Below are 19,890 nucleotides of genomic sequence, written 5' to 3'. Positions count from 1 at the left end.
ATTCTAACTTTACTCATTTTCTTTCTCTTTGGCTATACGCTCTCTTTCCAAGCGCAATTTACGATTGGGATTGAGCGTGTTAAAAAGTTCTTCCAATTTCTCAGCATTCCAAACATCTGCTGCAGAAACAAAATTTCCATCCTTATCCTTGAAGGATATCGGTTTATCACCCATAGACACCTCCAAATTTCTATCATTACTTATTTTCTACTCGTCCAAGTTTAAAGCAAGCAACTGAAACAGCCTATTCCAAGACTACCTCGCCTTCGAGTTCCCCAGTTAAATCCATGCCAACTTATCGGATGTGTTACGACATGGAGTACAGGCAGTCGATGTTACTGCCTGTACGGAATTAGAAGGTTGGTAGGTAGTCCGCCATAGCGGCTACCGTACTACATCAAGTCCTTTAGGACTTAGAGGCAGTTCCAACGTTACGACACGGAACCCAAATGGTCGATACTACCATTTGGGTGAAGTTAGTAAGGTAGCTAGCCAAGGTCCCCTAGGACTTGGCGTAGTTTGACTAGCAAGTTAACTTGCAGTCAAACTGCTTACCTCGCTTTCGAGTTTTCAGGCTCGGGCTGAAAAAGTCCACTGGACTTTTTCACTAATCAACAAACTCAAATTCGAACTTGCCGATGCGGACGGTGTCGCCGTCTTTGGCTCCTCGGGCACGGAGGGCTTCGTCAACACCCATGCCACGCAACTGGCGGGCGAATTTCATGACAGATTCGTCACGGTCAAAGTTGGTCATAGTGAAGAGTTTTTCGAGCTTGTCACCAGACAGAACCCAGCTAGCATCATCTGCACGGCTGATGTCAAATTCTGGCTCATCTGGGTTAAAGCCATAGTAAGCTTCTTCCTCTTGGAAATCTGATTCATCATAAAGCAAGAATTCTGGCGTTTTCTCTAGCAATTCTGCTGTTGCCTCCAAGAGATTTTCCAAACCTTGGTGGGCAATCCCTGAAATTGGGAAAATCTGTGGCAGTTCGTCAAATTCATCATAGTTCGCTGCCAATTTTTCCTTAAATTCTTTCAGATTTTCTGCTGCATCAGGCATATCCATCTTGTTGGCAACGATAATCTGCGGGCGTTCCATGAGACGAAGATTGTAGGTTTCCAACTCATTGTTGATGGCTACATAATCTTCGTAAGGATCTCGACCTTCACTTGCTGACATATCCAAGACATGCAAGATAACACGTGTCCGCTCAATGTGGCGAAGGAACTGAGTTCCAAGACCGACACCTTGACTTGCCCCTTCAATCAGACCTGGAAGGTCAGCAACTGCAAATGACTCACCAGATTTAGTCCGAACCATACCCAAGTTTGGCACAATGGTTGTGAAATGGTAGGCACCAATTTTTGGCTTAGCTGCCGTAATGACACTGAGCAGGGTTGATTTACCAACAGAGGGAAAACCTACAAGACCAACATCAGCAAGAACCTTCAATTCCAATTCCAAATGACGTTCCTCACCTGGTTCTCCATTTTCAGAAATCTCTGGAGCAGGATTTTTTGGTGTCGCAAAGCGGATATTTCCACGACCACCTCGACCACCATGGGCAATGATGAATTCTTGGCCATGCTCTACCAAGTCCGTAATCACCTTACCAGTTTCTGCATCGCGGACAGTTGTCCCCTGTGGAACTCGAACAATTAAGTCCTCCGCACCACGACCATGCATGCCCTTGGTCATCCCTTTTTCACCATCGTCAGCCTTAAAACGACGATTGTAGCGGAAATCCATGAGGGTACGCAAGCCTTCGTCAACAACAAAGACGACATTACCACCACGACCACCGTCACCGCCCCAAGGACCGCCGTTTGGGACATATTTTTCACGACGGAAGGCCACCATGCCATCGCCACCCTTACCAGCCTTGACCTTTATCTTGGCCGTATCTAAAAACATACTCATAATTTACCTATTCTTTCCTAGAAAAAAACGCTTAGAAGCGTTTAGTTCATCAATACGTTGATAGCTGGCAAAATCAAACCAGCTAAGGTTACTAGCACCATCACGATAACGATGATAATCGTCACTTTCTCAAAAAATGTTTTCTTATGTTTTACTTCACCAAAAGCCATAGCTTTCTCCTTATTTTGCAATATCGTTTTATTTTACCACAATTTATGATTGTAAGCAATTCTCATACCGAGAGGAAACCAACCCAACTACTAAAAATCACTCACCTTTGTCAATGAACATAATTTTTTTAACATTATTCCACAGGTAAGGCAATTCTATTCTTTAAAAAATTTTTAATTTCCGTAGAATTTCGAATCTGCGAGAGTGCTCTGTCAACATACTCGGATTCAAATTTATTCATAATTTCTTTTGTAATTTTTCGCTTCAAACTACAATATTTCAATTTATCTTCCCATTGATTTGAAGCAAAGATATTAGTAAGAAATTCTTTTCGTCTGGAGTACATATTCGAAATTTTTTCCACTTCATCAATAATAGATGCTTTATTTCGTAACAAATCAAACTCATTTTTTGCCTTGTTTAGATTAATAACCTGACTTAACTTATAGTTACAATACTCTGTACTCATTAATTCAATATTTTTATCAAGCCTCATCATTTCACTAGCAGCTGTTAAAATTGATTCTAGTAAATTCTGCCAATCATCTCGCCAAGAAATCACACTCTTAATAATTTCCGGATACATAAATAGCATTTCAATTTCATTGACCGGCAAACAGAATATCTGATCTTTTTTATACTCTTCTAATTGTTCTTCGTCCTTAAAATCTCTATCAATAATCCCTATTGCTTGGCTATTACCAATTTTTAAATCAGAGTTATTAATTATCTTAGTATATTCAATTACTTTCAAATGATTTTCAACAGGTTTTATAGTATATTTATCAGAATATAAAATATTAAATAGTTTATAATCAAGGCTTTCTAAGTTACCCTCGCAAAATAAAATTGGTTTTGAACTCCCTAGCAATGACACAAAAATATCTCTTGTAATAGAATCTTCATTAATATTTGTAACAATATCATATTTAAATGAGTTGCTATACTGCCTACACCAAGAAATAGTTGCATCGGATCTACTAGCAATGAAATTTATATCATGAGATATGAAAATAAAATAACAATCTCTTCTTTCCATTACTAATTCATCCCAGAGTTTACTACAAATAGAGGGATGCAAATGGGTCTCAGGTTCATCTACAACAATTACTGTCTTTTCCTTGGCCAATACAATATTCGCAATATAAAAAAATATACTTTTTTCACCATCACTTAAATTATTTATTTCGTAAAAATCACTTTGGTTTTTTGACACTAATATTTTTCTTTTATAGGGTTCTGACACAAATAAAAATTCTGGAAATATCTTTTTGAAAACAGCATTAATTTGTTCTAGTTTCGATATTTTTCCATTAATTTTGGAATAATGTTCCTCTGCAACTAGAGTTCGTATTAAATTTGAAAAAAATGTCTATACGAAAGATCTTTGAATAACTGAGTTTCGGAGGATTTAAGGGAAAAACTTTGATTTTTTTCTAATAAAAGCTCTGGTTGATTTATTTCTTCAACATCTGAATAAAACATAAGATTTTTTCTTGCAGGTAAAACCAAAGTCCTCTTTAATCGATCTTGTTTTAAATTCTCTACCAATGTCGATTTGCCAGAGCCATTTTTTCCAACAATTAAACATTTAGTATTAGAGTCGAAAAGTTCAGAAAGTAAAATTGAATTTCTGTGTCGATTAACTAACTCATTTAAGTTCTCACGAACATTTTTAATAAGTTCTTCAATATTTTCTTTAGAAAATAAAACAAAATAGACTTCTTCTTGTATTCTTTTATTTGGATTCGGTTCAATAGTGGTTATTAAATAGTCTTTTTTTAATTTATCCAACTGACTTTCAAGTACATACTCTATGTCAGGAATTGCTCCATCTTCAAAAATTGAGTTATCTTTCAAAATATTGATGAGTAGTTTTATTTTCCTTACTAGCTCTGTAATTTCTGGTAAATTTTTTTCTACAACCTGTAACACATACTTTTTAAAATTAGTTATCTCTGAAGAATTGGCGTTCTTTCCATCAACTAAAGTTTTCAAGACATCATTATCCTTAGATTTATTCTCTTGACATTTTCTTGCAATAAAATTTGGATAGTCATTAAGAAATTCTAATAACTTTTCTGATCTAGTCATCAGTAATTGCGAATTAATACTCAACATCTTATTCTCCTATAAGAAATAATGCTATTTTATCCCAAAAAATCACTCAACTTTTCCTTCACCTTCTCCGCCACCTTGTAAGGCACACCAGCTTCTGCGATTTCTTGCAGGCTGGCTGACTGGATATTGCTAATAGACTTGAAATGCTTCATTAACGCCTGTTTGCGTTTTGGTCCCAAGCCTTCTATGCCGTCTAATTTTGAAGAGAAGGAATTTTTTGACCGAACCTGACGGTGAAACTCAATGGCAAAGCGGTGCACTTCATCTTGAATTCGATGCAGGAGGAAAAATTCCTGAGAATTACGGGGCAACTCAACTACTTCCAACGGATTGCCAAAAAGCAACTCGTGGGTCTGGTGCTTGTCATTCTTCTGCAAACCTGCAATGGGAATGGACATCCCCAGCTCCTGCTCGATAACCTGCTTAGCGACATTGACTTGCCCCTGACCACCGTCAATGATAATCAAATCAGGCGGTGTCAAACCGTCCCGCAGCACCCGACTGTACCGCCGCTGCAACACTTCCCGCATGGAAGCATAATCATCTGGTCCCTCCACCGTCTTAATCTTATACTTGCGGTATTCCTTTTTATTAGGCACCCCATTTTCAAAGACCACCATAGCCGACACAGGACTGGTCCCCATGATGTTGGAGTTATCGAAAGCCTCAATCCGCACAGGCGTCGGAATCCCCAAAAGCTGACCGATATTCTCCACAGCACCGTAGGTCTTCTCCAGATTTTTCTCTAACAGATTAAACTTCTGCTCCAGACTAACACGCGCATTCTTGGTCGCCAGATTGATGAGCTGCTTCTTCTCACCACGCTGGGGCTTGATGACCTTGGTATCCACCAGAGCTTCTACGGCTTCTTGGTCAATATCCTGCGGTATCAAGACCTCTGAAGGAATCAAATGTTGCTGGTCCCTGTAAAACTGACCGATGTAGGTCAAAAAATCTTCGTCCGCATCATTATAGTATGGAAAAAGATTGACATTCCGCTCAATCAGTTTCCCCTGCCGAACAAAGAAAACCTGCACACACATCCAGCCCTTGTCCACATAATAGCCAAAGACATCTCGATTTTGCAAGTCATGAGCCATCACACGTTGCTTGGTCCGCAGGGTGGAAATGGATTGCAGGACATCCCGGTATTCCGCAGCCTTTTCAAATTCCAGATTAGCAGCTGCCGTCTTCATCTTGTCCTGCACTTCCTTGACAATCTTATCATCATGCCCTGTCAAGAACTGGGCCACTTCCTTACTCATCTTGTCATAGTCAGACAGGCTGGGCAGTTTTTCTCCATGAGCCAAACATTGCCCCAAATGATAATAAAGACAATACTTGTTCTCAGGCAATTTACACTTGCGGAAAGGATACAGACGCTCCAATAGTTTGAGGGTCTGGTTGGCCGCACCCACATCTGGATAGGGACCAAAATACTGACCACCATCCTTTTTTATCTGTCGTGTAATGATCAGTCGTGGATGACGTTCCTTGGTAATTTTAATAAAAGGATAAGACTTGTCATCCTTGAGCATGATGTTATAGCGAGGCTTGTTTTCTTGAATTAGATTGATTTCCAGCAAGAGGGCCTCGATATTGGAATCCGTCACGATAAATTCAAAGTCGGCAATCTCTGACACTAAAGCCTCTGTTTTGGTATCATGGGCACCACGAAAATAAGACCGCACCCGATTACGCAGATTTTTGGCCTTGCCCACATAGATAATCTTTCCGTACTTGTTTTTATGGAGGTAGCAACCTGGACTGTCCGGAAGCAGCTCCAACTTGTGCTTGATTAAATCGTTCATAAGACTATTGTATCACAAGTTTATTCAATCAGATACTAGACATTTTTCTTAAAAATATTAAATTTTTTCACAATTTAATGACCTTGGATGTCATGTTTTCTTACATGACTAATTGGTAGTTTTTGCAATATTTTTCAGATTGTGATATACTAGGACAGTTATTTTATATAGAAGGAGTATGAAAATGAAGAAAAAACTATTCATGTTATTGGCAACTATACTGCCGATATTCTTTATTTTTACAGGTGTTAAGGCTGACGATACCATTGATATTGTCTTCGATAATGCCTACGCACCATTCGAGTTTAAAGACTCAGACCAAGTTTACAAAGGATTAGACGTTGATATTATCAATGAAGTAGCGAAGCGTTCTGGCTGGACTATGAACCATTCATTCCCTGGCTTTGATGCAGCTGTCAACGCAGTTCAAGCTGGTTCTGCCGATGCCCTTATGGCTGGTACAACCATTACAGAACCACGTAAGAAGGTCTTTACCTTCTCTGATCCTTACTTCGATACCAAAATCGTTATTGCTACAACCAAGTCAAACACGATTTCTAAGTACGAAGACCTCAAAGGTAAAACAGTTGGGGTAAAAAATGGTACAGCTGCTCAAGCCTTCCTTGAGGAAAACAAAGACAAGTACGGTTACACCATTAAAACCTTTGATACAGGTGATTTGATGTATAACAGTCTCTCTGCTGGTGCAGTAGATGCTGTTATGGATGATGAAGCCGTTATCCAGTACGCTATCCAAAAAGGGCAAGACCTTAGCATTGACATCGCTGGAGAAGCGATTGGTTCATTTGGTTTCTCTGTTAAAAAGGGCAGCCAATATGAGTACCTTGTAGAAGACTTCAACAAGGCCCTTGCTGCTATGAAGGAAGACGGTACTTACCAACAAATCATGAACAAGTGGTTGGGAGCAACAACAGCTTCTGCTGAAACGACTGACTACTCTTCTCGTCTTAGCTTGACTGGTAGCGCCACTGCAAAGGCAACACCGGTAAAATCAAGCTACACAATCGTTGCTGATTCATCATTTGCCCCATTTGAATACCAGGATGAAACTGGTCAGTATGTCGGCATTGATATGGAATTGATTAAGGCTATCGCTGAACAACAAGGTTTTACTATTACCATTCAAAACCCTGGCTTTGATGCAGCCTTGAACGCTGTTCAGGCTGGACAAGCTGATGCGGTTATCGCTGGTATGTCTATCACGGACGCTCGTAAGGAAATCTTTGATTTCTCAGATGCTTACTATTCATCAAACATCCTTCTTGCTGTCAAGAACGGTAGCGACATTGCTTCATACGAAGATTTGAAAGGTAAAACAGTTGGTGCAAAAAACGGCACTGCTTCCTATACTTTCTTGGAAAGCAACAAAGACAAGTACGGTTACACTCTTAAGCCTTTCGACGAAGCTTCAGGTATGTATGATAGCTTGAATTCAGGCTCTATTGATGCCCTCATGGATGACGAAGCTGTATTGCTTTACGCTATCCAACAAGGTCGTGACTTTGCAACTCCAATCCCTGGTGAAAAATCTGGTGAGTACGGTTTCGCTGTTAAAAAAGGCACAAACCCTGAGTTGATTGAAATGTTCAACAACGGTATGGCTGCCCTTGTAGAATCTGGCAAATACGACGAAATTCTTAATAAATATTTCAACGCAACAGAAGAAACAAGTGCAACTACTTCAACCGTAGACGAAACAACCATTGCTGGACTTTTGAAAAACAACTACGGTCAGTTGCTTTCAGGTCTCGGTATCACAATCGGCCTTGCCCTTCTTTCATTTGCCATTGCTATTGTTATCGGTATTATCTTCGGTATGTTCGCGGTTAGTCCAATCAAAGCCCTCCGTGTAACTGCATCTGTTTTCGTTGATGTGGTTCGTGGTATTCCTTTGATGATTGTAGCTGCCTTCATCTTCTGGGGTATTCCTAACTTGATTGAATCTATCACAGGTCAACAGTCACCAATTAACGACTTCGTTGCTGGTACTATTGCCCTATCCCTCAACTCTGGTGCCTATATCGCTGAGATTGTTCGTGGTGGTATTCAGGCTGTTCCTGCTGGTCAAATGGAAGCGTCTCGCAGTTTGGGTATTTCTTACGGAACAACCATGCGTAAGATTATCTTGCCACAGGCTGGTAAAATCATGTTGCCAAACTTCATCAACCAATTCGTTATCACTTTGAAAGATACGACTATCATCTCTGCTATCGGTTTGGTGGAACTCTTCCAAGCAGGTAAAATCATCATCGCTCGTAACTACCAATCCTTCCGTATGTATGCAATCCTTGCCATTATCTACTTGGTGGTTATCACGCTCTTAACTCGCTTGGCTCGTAATCTTGAAAAAGGAGGCAAATAATGGCTCAATTAAAAATTAACGTCCATGACTTGCACAAGTATTATGGAAAAAACGAAGTATTGAAAGGTATCACTGCTAAGTTCTATGAAGGCGATGTGGTTTGTATCATCGGTCCTTCTGGTTCTGGTAAATCTACCTTCCTTCGTACCATGAACTTGCTTGAAACCATTACAAGTGGTCAAGTAACTGTTGACGGATATGATTTGACAGATCCTAAGACAGATGTCGATGCCTTTCGAGCAAATGTTGGTATGGTATTCCAGCACTTCAACCTTTTCCCACATATGACTGTACTGGATAACATCACGTTTGCTCCTATCGAACACAAATTGATGGACAAGGCTGAAGCTGAAAAAGTCGGCATGGAATTGTTGGAAAAAGTTGGTTTGGCTGACAAACGCGACGCTATGCCAGATAGCCTTTCAGGTGGTCAGAAGCAACGTGTTGCCATCGCTCGTGCCCTCGCTATGAACCCAGACATTATGCTCTTTGACGAACCTACTTCTGCCCTTGACCCAGAAATGGTTGGGGACGTACTCAACGTTATGAAAGACTTGGCAGAGCAAGGAATGACCATGTTGATCGTTACCCACGAGATGGGCTTCGCACGCAAGGTTGCTAACCGCGTTATCTTTACAGATGGTGGGCAATTCCTTGAAGATGGTACTCCAGAGCAAATCTTCGATAACCCACAACACCCACGTTTGAAAGACTTCCTAGATAAGGTCTTGAATGTGTAAATATATGAAAAGCCTTTGACTAGCAGTCAAAGCTTTTTTGCATCTCACAATGATTTATAAATTCTTTTTATAGGACCAACCTTTCTTTGTCTTTTCAACAGCTTCAAAGCCACATTTCTCAAATAGTTTACGGGAGCCCGTATTCCAGTCATATATTTCTTCTACAAGTATTTCGTCAAGCCCGACTTCCCTTGCACGCTCAATCATTCGCTGTAACACCTTGGTCCCGATTCCTTTTTTCCAATACCGCTTATCTCCAATGGCAATGGCAAAATCATCAGCAAACAGCGTCACATCACCAATTGGGATAAACTGATCGTCTTCAAAAATTTCAATAAAGTAACATTCGCCATTTTTAGACAAATAATCATACATACGATCGAGCAAGTCAAGACTATAACGTTCTTGATCACCATCAATGAGCCAGACCAATTCTAAATCTTGATGCCATTCAAAAGCAAAATCATGAATCCCATCATATCTACGAAGCCGAATCTGTTTATCTATTTCTAAAATATCTGCTTGCTCAATTCCCGTGATTGCCATTTCGGATCCTCTCTCATTAACATTAAGTTCATTTTAACATACATCTCTATCAATATCAATAAATGTTATAGCACACTGATTGACAAGCTTTTATCGATATGCTATACTAAAACAAATAAAGCATTGTGAGGTAAGGAGAAATGGACAATAACAAGTAAACTCCATCTAAGTTCTATACTTATTTAGTAGTTTTCTTGCGTCCATTTTTCTGTTTTCTCTATTCACAGAATAGAGTCTTTTTGAGCAGATTTCGACACACTACTAAATAGGTAGTGTGTTTTTTCTTGTAAAGGAGGCCTTATGCTACTAACCACTCAGCACCTATCTCTAGACCACCAAAAAGACCTAAGAAATCTGGTTCAGGACCTGAATCTCAATGTCAACCCTGGCGATAAAATAGCCATTATCGGCGAAGAAGGAAATGGCAAATCCAGTCTTCTACTAACTCTATTAGATACCTCTCTCGTCACTGACTACCTACTCCTATCAGGCAGCATTCACCGATATTTTCACTCGCCGGTCTATATTCCCCAAAGTCTTCCACTGGAAATGGCAGAGCTAACCTTGAACGACTACTTCTTTGGAGATATGGACAGTGACATTGATTACGGCCTACTCTACCTCTACGCTGACCAGCTCCAGTTTGACAGTGAACGCTTTGCCAGTCAACAAGTCATTGGAAGCCTATCTGGCGGAGAAAAACTCAAAATCCAGCTAATCAAATCCCTGGCTACTCCTTCTGATATTATCTTCCTAGATGAACCGTCCAATGACTTAGATTTGGATACCTTACTTTGGCTGGAAAATTATATCATCACTAGCCCTAAGACCATCCTATTTGTTTCTCACGATGAAGATTTCCTCAGTAAAACAGCTACAAAAATCATTCACCTAGAATCTGTTAAGAAGAAGACTCTCGCTCAAACCAAGGTTGAAGAATTGGACTATCAAGATTACACACAGAAGCGCCTGCAAGCCTATCAGAAGCAAGTCCAACAAGCTCGGAACGACCAAAAAGAATTTGACAAGGCTATGAACAAGCACCTACGTCAAAAATCACAGGTTCGCCACACCCTGCTCAACACCCATGATGCTACATTGGGACGGCTCATTGCCAAGAAAATGAAGAATGTCCTTTCGCGTGAAAAACGCTATGAAAGGATGAAGGAAAATCTCACACAAGTTCCTTTTCATCCAGATGCCATCTCCCTCTTCTTCTCAGATATTTCACCACTACCAGCTAGAAAACAAGTGCTTCATTTAGAAAACTTCCAATTAAACGTTGAAGAGCGACAATTAGCTCAAAATATCCATTTCAACTTAAATGGGCGTGAAAAAATTGGCATCATTGGACAAAATGGAATTGGTAAATCCAGCTTTTTGAAAGCTATCCATCATGAACTCAGGCAACGAGCGGATATAATCTTGGGTTACATGCCCCAGCACTATTCAGAAGTCCTTGATGAATCTAAAACTCCACTTGATTTTTTATTAGCAAATGGCAATCGTGAGCAGGAACAACTGATCTTAACGCACCTAGCCAGCTTACAATTTACACGACAAGAAGTTCATCACAAGATTAGCCAACTGTCAGGTGGACAAAAAGGCAAGTTACTCTTGTTAAAAATGGTCCTTGATCAAGCCAATTTTCTCTTATTAGATGAACCCAGTCGAAACTTCTCCCCTACTTCTCAGCCATATATTCGTCAACTATTTGCCGATTATCCAGGTGGCTTGGTATGCGTATCACACGACAGACGTTTTTTGAAAGAAGTTTGTCAAAGAATCTACCGACTAACTGAGAATGGACTGGAAGAACTGTAGCCCATATAAAAAGGAAAATGGCATATGCCAAATTTCCTTTTTTAATAATGTTTCAAATGTATTCGCTTTACAGCTTATAGTTTATCAAGAGCAAGCTGTAAGTCCTCAATCAAATCATTGACATTTTCAAGACCGACAGATAGGCGGATTTGATTTGGCGTCACGCCTGCTGCAATTTGGTCTGCCGGCGCTAACTGAGCATGCGTGGTTGTAGCTGGATGAACTACTAGTGATTTCGCATCGGCAACGTTTGCTAAATTAGAAAAGATTTCCAAGCTATCAATAACCTTACGAGCTTCTTCTGCTCCGCCTTTTACTTGGAAAGAGAAGATAGAACCAACACCTTTTGGCAGGTATTTATCCGCCAAAGCCTTATAGGGACTATCTGGAAGCGATGGATAATTAACCGACTCAACATTAGGGTGATTGAGCAAAAAATCAACAATCTTCTCAGCATTTGATACATGACGCTCTACACGGAGAGACAAGGTCTCCAATCCTTGTAAAAGTAAGAAGGCATTAAATGGAGCAAGGGCTGCACCAGTATCACGAAGTAATTGTACACGAACTGCTACAATAAATGCTGCAGCACCAATATCACGAGTGTAACTAATATTGTGATAACTTGGATCTTCTTCAACAAATTGCGGAAACTTACCAGATGCCGCCCAGTCAAACTTGCCACTATCGACAATCACACCGCCAATGGTCGTACCATGTCCACCGATAAACTTGGTTGCTGAATGGACGGCAATATCAACACCATGAGAAAATACATTAATCAAATATGGAGTTGCAAAGGTATTATCTGAAACAAGCGGAATGTGGTGGTTGTGTGCAATTTCTGCCAATTTTTCAAGGTCAGGAATGTTGATAACAGGATTTCCCAGGGTTTCAATAAATACAAGTTTTGTATTATCTTGAATGGCGGCTTCTACTGCTTCAAAGTCATCAATATCGACAAAGCTTGTTGTAATACCATAGCGAGGAAGGGTTTCTTTGAATAGGTTAAAAGTCCCGCCATAGAGTGTCGTTGCCGCCACAATGTGATCTCCAGCATGTGCCAGCGCTAGAATAGTGTAGGTGATAGCTGCCATCCCTGAAGAAGTCGCTAAAGCACCGATTCCTCCTTCTAAAGCTGCTACACGATTCTCAAAAGTAGCAACTGTAGGGTTGGTGATACGAGTATAGATATTCCCTAGTTTACGTAGAGCAAATAAGTCCTCTGCTTCTTGTGCATCATCAAAAACATAAGAAGTAGTTTGGTAAATCGGTACAGCACGTGATTTTGACGCGGGATCAACATCCTGTCCAGCATGGAGTTGAAGGGTTTCAAATGAAAATTCTCTAGTCATAAAGGTACTCCTTTGGTCTTTTTCTGTATTCTACCCTATTTTTTCCATCTTGACTAATACTTTTTCTATGCAAAAAGGTATAGTTATCAGCTATATCTGCTACCACTTATGAATAACTTTCGTCTGATAAACAGAAATAACACTCTACATTACCACCGACTGCTTAAGATGATAGATACCGATCGTTCAGAAACTTACATACGTTCACGCAACTTTTCAACGAAGAGATAGGCTGCTGGGCAGATTAAAGTATTCTTTATGGTTAAATTGTTGATTTGGTAAATCTTCTTTCTATCTGTATGTGGAAATTCTCGACAGGCTTTAGGACGAGCATCATAGATACTACAGAGATTGTCGCCTCCCAGGAAGGGACAAGGCATGGATTGGAAAACCTTATCGCCATCTTCGTCCACACGCAAGTACATGTCCTCAAAGACTGGTAATTTCATGCGCAAATGCTTGGCAATCCGAGTTATATCAGCTTCTGTAAAAAGCGGCCCGAGCGTTTTACAGCAGTTGGCACATTCTGTACAGTCGATTTCAGAAAAGACTTCTGCATGAATTTCTTGAACTATTCTATCCAGATTCTTTGGTGCTTTTTTCTTGAGATTGGCTAGAAATTTTCGGTGTTCTCCTTGCTTCTGCTGGGCTAGTTGCTTGTATTTTTCGATGTCTACACTCATAAACTCTCCTTTTCGACCTCTATTATACCACAAACAAACTTTTCAGCTCTGCTATTTTTCAAAAGACTGATGGGCAAAAATCCTGCGGGAAACTTCGGCTACGGGCAGGCCGATGATGGTATGAATATCCCCTGAAATACCTGCCACAAAACGTGGGTCTAGCTCTTGAATACCATAGGCTCCTGCCTTGTCGAGTGGCTGTTTTTCGTGAATGTAGGACTGAATGACCTCCTCTAATGCTGGATAGTAGTCCACAAAATCAATCTGTGCCAGTGTGTAAAATACATCCAGTGAATGAGCTGTTCGCAGGCAGACAGAGGTCACAACCTGATGGCTCTTACCAAAATAGGAACGTAGCATGGTTTCAGCTTCTCCCAAATCTTGAGGCTTGTTAAAAATCTGTCCATCTGATACGACAATGGTATCTGCAGAAATATAGAGATGACCTGGCAACAAGTCAATATCCGACTTAGCCTTGGAAATCTCACAACAGGTTTTTGCAGCTCGAGTTAAAAAATCATCGCTAGCAAATTCTTTCATAAAGCGCTCTTCAATCCCTCGTTCATCTACTTCAACGGATGCGATTTGTGGTTGCAAGAATTCTAACAACTGTTTACGACGTGGTGAATGACTGAGTAGAACATAGGAAGTAAGAGCAGGTTGGTTTCCTACTTTTTGATAGTCAAATACGTTTTTCATATTTCCTCCAGTCAAAAACAGAGTCCGAAGACCCTGTTTCTGTCATGTGATTAGTTTGTTTTGCGACGACGAACGGTCACTGCAAGACCAGCAAGACCAAGACCAAGCAAGCTAAGAGCCAGACTTGATTGGTCGCCAGTATTTGGCAGGCTCGCTGCTGAGCTAGTAGCTGTTTTTTCCATAGCAGCTGGGGCCGGAGTTGCCAAGACAGGTTTGACAACTGGTGTGGAATCCGATGCAGAATTTACAACCGCTATCTCTACAGTCTGTCCCAATCCTGGCTGGGGTTGCTCCAAGATAGCAGTTGTATCCTGGCTTTGATTAGTAGAAGGAATAACCAGCTGAGGCACCTCCACCTGGTTAACCGAGGTAGCTACATCCGCTCCTTGTTGACCTGTTTGGGCTGCATTTGGTAAATCTTTAATTGTAACAGAAATCGGATTTTCTGAAATAAATGGCCAATCTGATACGAGCACTTTCCCAGGATAGGATAAGGAATCATTAGGGTTTGTTGAATGATACACTTCAACAAAATCCAAATATTTATCTTTATCTGTATCCAAGGTTGAGTCCACAGAAACCAAACGTGAATTTGGATTTACCTCTTCATAAACCGATAAATTAGTAACCTTCAAATAATCTGCAAATACGCTATCCATTGAAGGCCCCTCTTCACGGGCACCACCAAGCATAGTATAGCCATCACCGCCTGCTGCCAAGAAGTCATTGGTAGCTAAATAATAAGTTTTCGTTGAATCCAAGTCTTCGTATAGACCTGTTTCAGGATTGAAAATTCCAATTAAGAGAACACGCTTTTCAGCTGGCAAACTAGTATCGTAAAATACTTTAGCACCAGAAATGTGTAGGAAGCCACCACTTGCCTCCAAAAGCGGTCGTCCATTTTCATCTAAAACTGGAGCGCCTGTTTCCTTATCTGCTTGCAAGGTAGCAGACAAAGACTTTGCAAACATATCAGCAATCTGCTGACCAGTCACAGTGATTTGGGAAACGATATTACCAAACGGCAAGACAGCGATAATATCGCCTTTTGTAACAGGCTGGTCTTTAGCGATAGTGGCACGAAGACCTCCTCCATTGGTCACAGCAAGGCTTGTTTTGTTTGAGAAACCTGATTGACCATAGGCATAAATCGCATCTGTCACCGCATTCCCCAAGTTGGTTTCGCGAACACGTACATTTGAACGTTCACCATTCAATTCAACTGGATTGTTGGCAATAACAACTTGAGCATTTTCAGCTTCGTACTTGGCTTTGATTTCAGCAACAAGTGCTTCGATTTTGGCATTTGGAGTAACAGTTTTGGCATCCGCAGCAGAAATAAGGCCTGCTTCAGCTAGCAACTGGTTAGATTTCAAGGTGACCTTACCAATGTTGTTCAAGTATGAACCGGTTTGGTTGTAGGTAACGTTGTTGCCATAGGTTGTTGACTCAACTGTATGAGAATGCCCGTCAATCACAATGACACGTTTACCAGCCAATTTGCTGTTTTCAGAAAGAGCCTGTGCCAAGGTAGACCCTCTCCATTCGACAGGAGTTGTTGTATCAACACCCAAGTGAGCAAGGATGATGTAGTTGTTGTACACACGGTTGTCAGCCAAGGCACGCGCTTCTACCTCGTCAACAACTTTATTGACTTCAGTGATTGGGTCCGCAAAAGTAACGCCTTCAACGTTTTTAGGGTGGGTTTTGGTTGCTGTTTCAGGCGTTGTAACACCGATAACAACGAACTCATCACCAACCACAGTTGGAGTTTTATCTACGATTGTTGAAGCCTCAAAGACACGGGCACCGTCAACATAAGTATTGGCACTCAAAAGAGGAAAATTCAAGGTTTCTTTGTACTTGATCGCCTGCTCCATGCCAAAGTCAAATTCATGGTTACCAACTGCCATAGCATCATAACCAACTTGGTTCATGATATTGGCACGATCTTCACCCTTAGTAGAGTTTGAAATTGGCAACCCTTGGAAGGCATCACCAGCATCTACAACGATGGTATTTTCAACCTTTGCACGCTCTTCTTCAATAATAGCGGCAGCCTTGGCATCTCCAATAACGCCAGAACGTGTATCTTCAAGAATACGACCATGCACATCATTGGTGTGGATGATGACTGCTTCAACTGTTTCAACTGGCTCAGTTACCGCAGTTGTTTCAGCAGTTGCAGTGTCTGTTGCTGTTTCTACAGCCCCTGTAGCAGGTGTGCTAGCCTGTTCTGCAGTCGCTTGAGTACTTGGAGCTACTTCTTGACTGGTAGCTGCGGTACCTGCCGTCGTGCTTGATGGTGTCGTTTCAGCAGCCTGTACCTGTTGTGCCAATACGAATGGAGACAACAAGAGAGTAGACAATACTGGTAATAAGAAATCTTTCTTTTTCATAAACAAACCTTTCTTGTGCGTAATTCACAAGACTATTATACACGTTTTTCAAATAAATAAAAACATTGAAACTGCTTTCACTGAAAAAAGTTCGATAAGGGAGTGGGAAAGAACTCGACCAGTCTGAAAAGAGTTCGTCTTCCCACCCCCGCATAGTTGATTAGGTCAGATTTGGAGTGTGAAACACGAACAAATCTGCCAATCAACCACTGCGCTGAGATGTTGACACGAACTCTGAGAAGAGAGGCTGGACTTTTTGCTCAGCCTCTATGTTTATTGATTAAAAACAATCTGTCCATCTGAGATTGTGTAATAAACCTTCCCTTTCAAGCTATCTCCGATAAATGGTGAATTAGCTGATTTAGAAGCAAAATCGGCAGTGACCGTACGGTCTGCAGTCGGATCAAAAATGACCAAATCTGCAGGTCCATTTTCGGCAAGATAACCAGCATCAAGTCCGTAGAGCTTGGCAGGGTTAATGGTCATCTTCTCCAGCAGTTGCAAGAGGCTTAGGTGCCTATCTTCTACCAAGTGAGTCAGACCCAGTGAAAGCGATGTTTCTAAACCTGTCATTCCTGACGGTGCTTGAGTGACGTCCTCTACATTTTTCTCATCGGCATGGTGAGGGGCATGATCCGTCGCTATAACAGAGATTATGCCAGATTTCAATCCGTCAATCACTGCTAAGCGATCACTTTCCAAGCGTAACGGCGGATTCATCTTGGCATCGGCACCTTTTGTTAGCAGTAAATCTTCTGTCCGTGAAAAATGTTGCGGTGCTACTTCTGCTGAGACATTTGCTCCTAGATCTTGAGCAAATTCAACGACCTTTACAGATTCAGCCTTGGATAAATGCTGGATATGAACACGCGCACCCGTTTCATAGGCAATCATGACATCACGGGCCACCATGCTGTATTCTGCTACGCCAGTCGCACCACAGACATGGAAATGTTTTGCTGCCACTTGCTCGTTGAGCCCCAAAATACCATTCAAATCAGGGTCTTCTTCATGCAGACTGATGAGACAGTCATGTTCCTTGGCTAATTTCATAGCCTGTCTAACCACGCCAGCATTTGTCAAAGGAATACCGTCGTCCGAAAAGGCCACCGCTCCAGCTTCTAGCAAGGCTGGGAAATCGGTCAGGTTTTGCCCGTCGAATTGATTGGTAATAGTTGCCACGCTGTAAATGTGAATGGCTTCTTTTTGGGCAGATTCCAAGACTTCCTTCAGGGTTTCGACAGTCGAAATGGTCGGAGCGGTATTGGCCATCATGACCACAGAAGTAAAGCCACCAGCTGCTGCCGAAAGAGCTCCAGTATGGATATCTTCCTTGTGGGTCTGACCAGGTTCGCGGAAATGCACATGAACATCGACCAAGCCTGGGGCAACCACCAAGCCTGTCGCATCAATGACCTGCTCCACATCTTCCGTAATTGAGTCAGCAATTTTGACGATTTTTTTCTCATCAATCAAGACATCGCAGACTCTATCTAGTCCAGATTGCGGATCAAGGACACGACCATTTTTAACTAATAACATTCAAATTCTCCTTTATCAGACACCTCAACTAACGGAGCCAATCAATTTCCGTGCATCCTTTTGAAGTCAAATAAGCATTTGCTTGTGAGAAAGGTTTACTTCCAAAAAATCCTCGGTAGGCTGAAAGCGGGCTTGGATGAGCTGATTCGATAACCAGATGGTTTGGATTGGTAATCAAGGCTTTTTTCTTGCGGGCATAAGCACCCCAAAGAATAAAGACCACAGGCTGCTCCAAGTCATTGACCACCTTGATGATAGCATCGGTAAACGGCTCCCAGATTTGCCCCGCATGACCATTGGCCTGTCCGGCTGGCACCGTCAAGCAGGCGTTGAGTAGAAGTACCCCTTGCTCTGCCCAGGCTGTCAAATCGTGGTCCTGTTTGACCCCGATATCATCCGACAATTCCTTTAGGATATTTTGGAGAGATGGCGGAGCGGGCACCGAATTGGGTACAGAGAAGGACAAGCCCTGGGCCTGACCAGGTCCGTGATAGGGATCTTGCCCCAAAATAACCACCTTGACATTTTCTAATGCCGTTGTCTGAATGGCAGCAAATACCTTCTCCCGAGGTGGATAAACTGTTCCACCAGCATAAACATGGTCCAAAAATTGATTGATCTTACCAAAATAATGTTCTGGCAACTGAGCCTTAATCAATTCATGCCAGGCTGAATGTTCCATACACAACTCCTAGTTTGAACTTTTTTCTTTGACAATATAAACAGGGCGTTTCTTGGTTTCCAAGAAGACTTTTGCCAAATATTTACCTAGAATACCAATGGTCATCAACTGCAAGCCACCCAAAAACAGGATGATACAGATAGTTGATGGCCAGCCGATTGTTGGATCACCAAATACCAAAGTTTTAAATACAACGAACACCATCAAGACCAAAGACAGTAAGAAAGTGAAAAATCCTGTATAGGAGGCAATATTGAGCGGTGTATCAGAAAAATTGATAATCCCTTCAATAGAATAAGATAGCAACTTCCAGAATGACCAACTGGTTTCACCAGCCACTCGCTCCACATTTTTGTAGGGCAGGTATTCCGTTTCAAAACCTACCCAGGCAAAAATACCTTTTGAAAAACGATTGTATTCTGAAACAGACAAAATAGCATCCACCATGTGACGTCGCATGAGACGAAAATCACGGGCACCGTCTACCACCTCGACTTGACTGATTTTATTCATCAATTTATAGAATAATTTTGCAAAAAAGCTTCGGATTGGAGGTTCACCATCACGGCTGACACGACGGGTTCCAACACAGTCTAAATCTGCATTGGCATCCAACATTGCCTTCATTTCTATCAGCATTTCAGGTGGGTCTTGTAAGTCAACGTCCATAACAGTAACCAAGTCGCCTGTAGCGGCCTGCAAACCAGCATAAAGGGCTGCTTCCTTTCCAAAATTTCTTGAAAATGATAGGTAGCGAACGGCTTGGTCTTGACCAGCCAACTGACGCAGGACCTTTAAGGTTCCATCCTTGGAGCCATCATTAACAAAAATATATTCAAATGGTTCCCCCATTTTCTTACGGACTTTTTCCATCGCCTCGTAAAAATAGGGAATTGCCTCTTCTTCATTATAACAAGGCACGATAACTGAAATCATATTCATTCTCCTCATACAGTCAATTATTGTAAGCTACAAACTTATGAACACCATTATACCATTTTACAGGATAAGTT

17 protein-coding genes are annotated in these 19,890 nt (G+C 41.4%); 3 read left to right on the top strand and 14 right to left on the bottom strand.

Going from position 1 to position 19,890, the window contains the following annotated elements; all coding sequences use genetic code 11:
* Window positions 1–9: 9 nt before the first annotated feature.
* From C1E58_RS12210 to uvrC, 6 genes are all read right to left on the bottom strand, one after another.
* Window positions 10–174 (bottom strand): hypothetical protein, encoded by a 165-nt coding sequence (locus C1E58_RS12210; protein WP_105117801.1) that lies wholly within the window; start codon window positions 172–174, stop codon window positions 10–12.
* 433 nt (window positions 175–607) lie between these two features.
* Window positions 608–1,921: a GTPase ObgE gene (gene obgE / locus C1E58_RS06200; protein ID WP_105209743.1), complete on the bottom strand. Its 1,314-nt coding sequence runs from the start codon at window positions 1,919–1,921 to the stop codon at window positions 608–610.
* A 41-nt stretch (window positions 1,922–1,962) separates the two neighbouring features.
* Window positions 1,963–2,091 (bottom strand): DUF4044 domain-containing protein, encoded by a 129-nt coding sequence (locus tag C1E58_RS06195; RefSeq protein WP_105124885.1) that lies wholly within the window; start codon window positions 2,089–2,091, stop codon window positions 1,963–1,965.
* Window positions 2,092–2,225: 134 nt separating this feature from the next.
* Window positions 2,226–3,398 carry an AAA family ATPase gene (locus C1E58_RS06190; protein ID WP_419579957.1) on the bottom strand — a complete coding sequence of 391 codons (1,173 nt, stop codon included), beginning with the start codon at window positions 3,396–3,398 and terminating at the stop codon, window positions 2,226–2,228.
* A gap of 47 nt (window positions 3,399–3,445) precedes the next feature.
* The gene (locus C1E58_RS06185) at window positions 3,446–4,213 is read right to left on the bottom strand and encodes a hypothetical protein (RefSeq protein WP_105209741.1); all 768 of its coding nucleotides are present in this window, start codon (window positions 4,211–4,213) and stop codon (window positions 3,446–3,448) included.
* Window positions 4,214–4,242: 29 nt separating this feature from the next.
* Window positions 4,243–6,024: an excinuclease ABC subunit UvrC gene (gene uvrC / locus C1E58_RS06180; RefSeq protein WP_105209740.1), complete on the bottom strand. Its 1,782-nt coding sequence runs from the start codon at window positions 6,022–6,024 to the stop codon at window positions 4,243–4,245.
* Window positions 6,025–6,208: 184 nt separating this feature from the next.
* Here uvrC and C1E58_RS06175 point away from each other — a divergent pair, with 184 nt between their 5' ends.
* Window positions 6,209–8,407 carry an ABC transporter substrate-binding protein/permease gene (locus tag C1E58_RS06175; RefSeq protein ID WP_105209739.1) on the top strand — a complete coding sequence of 733 codons (2,199 nt, stop codon included), beginning with the start codon at window positions 6,209–6,211 and terminating at the stop codon, window positions 8,405–8,407.
* Window positions 8,407–9,147, top strand: coding sequence for an amino acid ABC transporter ATP-binding protein (locus C1E58_RS06170; protein WP_105124888.1), 741 nt, complete (start codon window positions 8,407–8,409; stop codon window positions 9,145–9,147). The genes C1E58_RS06175 and C1E58_RS06170 overlap by 1 nt, the downstream gene beginning before the upstream one ends.
* A gap of 54 nt (window positions 9,148–9,201) precedes the next feature.
* On the opposite strand, the gene C1E58_RS06165 is transcribed toward C1E58_RS06170, so the two are convergent.
* Window positions 9,202–9,693 carry a GNAT family N-acetyltransferase gene (locus C1E58_RS06165; protein ID WP_105209738.1) on the bottom strand — a complete coding sequence of 164 codons (492 nt, stop codon included), beginning with the start codon at window positions 9,691–9,693 and terminating at the stop codon, window positions 9,202–9,204.
* Between the two features lie 300 nt (window positions 9,694–9,993).
* Here C1E58_RS06165 and C1E58_RS06160 point away from each other — a divergent pair, with 300 nt between their 5' ends.
* Window positions 9,994–11,517 carry an ATP-binding cassette domain-containing protein gene (locus tag C1E58_RS06160; RefSeq protein WP_105209737.1) on the top strand — a complete coding sequence of 508 codons (1,524 nt, stop codon included), beginning with the start codon at window positions 9,994–9,996 and terminating at the stop codon, window positions 11,515–11,517.
* Window positions 11,518–11,591: 74 nt separating this feature from the next.
* Here C1E58_RS06160 and C1E58_RS06155 read toward each other — a convergent pair whose 3' ends face one another.
* From C1E58_RS06155 to C1E58_RS06125, 7 genes are all read right to left on the bottom strand, one after another.
* A complete protein-coding gene (locus C1E58_RS06155) occupies window positions 11,592–12,872 on the bottom strand; it encodes an O-acetylhomoserine aminocarboxypropyltransferase/cysteine synthase family protein (RefSeq protein WP_105209736.1) in 1,281 nt (426 codons plus the stop codon).
* Between the two features lie 194 nt (window positions 12,873–13,066).
* Window positions 13,067–13,555, bottom strand: a complete 489-nt coding sequence (locus C1E58_RS06150; RefSeq protein ID WP_105209735.1) for a YkgJ family cysteine cluster protein — start codon at window positions 13,553–13,555, stop codon at window positions 13,067–13,069.
* A gap of 51 nt (window positions 13,556–13,606) precedes the next feature.
* Window positions 13,607–14,254 (bottom strand): Maf family protein, encoded by a 648-nt coding sequence (locus C1E58_RS06145; RefSeq protein ID WP_105209734.1) that lies wholly within the window; start codon window positions 14,252–14,254, stop codon window positions 13,607–13,609.
* A gap of 50 nt (window positions 14,255–14,304) precedes the next feature.
* Entirely contained in the window at window positions 14,305–16,653 is a 2,349-nt protein-coding gene (gene nt5e / locus C1E58_RS06140; protein ID WP_105209733.1) for a cell surface ecto-5'-nucleotidase Nt5e, read from the bottom strand.
* 273 nt (window positions 16,654–16,926) lie between these two features.
* Window positions 16,927–18,195, bottom strand: a complete 1,269-nt coding sequence (locus tag C1E58_RS06135; protein ID WP_105113797.1) for a dihydroorotase — start codon at window positions 18,193–18,195, stop codon at window positions 16,927–16,929.
* A 28-nt stretch (window positions 18,196–18,223) separates the two neighbouring features.
* The gene (locus tag C1E58_RS06130; RefSeq protein WP_105113798.1) at window positions 18,224–18,877 is read right to left on the bottom strand and encodes a uracil-DNA glycosylase; all 654 of its coding nucleotides are present in this window, start codon (window positions 18,875–18,877) and stop codon (window positions 18,224–18,226) included.
* 9 nt (window positions 18,878–18,886) lie between these two features.
* Complete coding sequence (locus C1E58_RS06125; protein WP_105113799.1) at window positions 18,887–19,813, bottom strand: glycosyltransferase family 2 protein; 927 nt, start codon at window positions 19,811–19,813, stop codon at window positions 18,887–18,889.
* Between the last annotated feature and the right edge of the window lie 77 nt (window positions 19,814–19,890).

It is taken from the genome of Streptococcus suis (assembly GCF_002964575.1).
Lineage (GTDB): Bacteria > Bacillota > Bacilli > Lactobacillales > Streptococcaceae > Streptococcus > Streptococcus suis_R.
This window is presented reverse-complemented; position numbering and strand designations above follow the sequence as displayed.

Coding starts and splice junctions, on each gene's coding strand:
- C1E58_RS06175 (WP_105209739.1), top strand. CDS start 6,209: ATGAAGAAAAAACTATTCATGTTATTGGCAACTATACTGCCGATATTC.
- C1E58_RS06125 (WP_105113799.1), bottom strand. CDS start 19,813: ATGATTTCAGTTATCGTGCCTTGTTATAATGAAGAAGAGGCAATTCCC.
- C1E58_RS12210 (WP_105117801.1), bottom strand. CDS start 174: ATGGGTGATAAACCGATATCCTTCAAGGATAAGGATGGAAATTTTGTT.
- C1E58_RS06165 (WP_105209738.1), bottom strand. CDS start 9,693: ATGGCAATCACGGGAATTGAGCAAGCAGATATTTTAGAAATAGATAAA.
- obgE (WP_105209743.1), bottom strand. CDS start 1,921: ATGAGTATGTTTTTAGATACGGCCAAGATAAAGGTCAAGGCTGGTAAG.
- C1E58_RS06155 (WP_105209736.1), bottom strand. CDS start 12,872: ATGACTAGAGAATTTTCATTTGAAACCCTTCAACTCCATGCTGGACAG.
- C1E58_RS06145 (WP_105209734.1), bottom strand. CDS start 14,254: ATGAAAAACGTATTTGACTATCAAAAAGTAGGAAACCAACCTGCTCTT.
- C1E58_RS06160 (WP_105209737.1), top strand. CDS start 9,994: ATGCTACTAACCACTCAGCACCTATCTCTAGACCACCAAAAAGACCTA.
- C1E58_RS06135 (WP_105113797.1), bottom strand. CDS start 18,195: ATGTTATTAGTTAAAAATGGTCGTGTCCTTGATCCGCAATCTGGACTA.
- C1E58_RS06170 (WP_105124888.1), top strand. CDS start 8,407: ATGGCTCAATTAAAAATTAACGTCCATGACTTGCACAAGTATTATGGA.
- C1E58_RS06185 (WP_105209741.1), bottom strand. CDS start 4,213: ATGTTGAGTATTAATTCGCAATTACTGATGACTAGATCAGAAAAGTTA.
- C1E58_RS06195 (WP_105124885.1), bottom strand. CDS start 2,091: ATGGCTTTTGGTGAAGTAAAACATAAGAAAACATTTTTTGAGAAAGTG.
- nt5e (WP_105209733.1), bottom strand. CDS start 16,653: ATGAAAAAGAAAGATTTCTTATTACCAGTATTGTCTACTCTCTTGTTG.
- C1E58_RS06130 (WP_105113798.1), bottom strand. CDS start 18,877: ATGGAACATTCAGCCTGGCATGAATTGATTAAGGCTCAGTTGCCAGAA.
- uvrC (WP_105209740.1), bottom strand. CDS start 6,024: ATGAACGATTTAATCAAGCACAAGTTGGAGCTGCTTCCGGACAGTCCA.
- C1E58_RS06150 (WP_105209735.1), bottom strand. CDS start 13,555: ATGAGTGTAGACATCGAAAAATACAAGCAACTAGCCCAGCAGAAGCAA.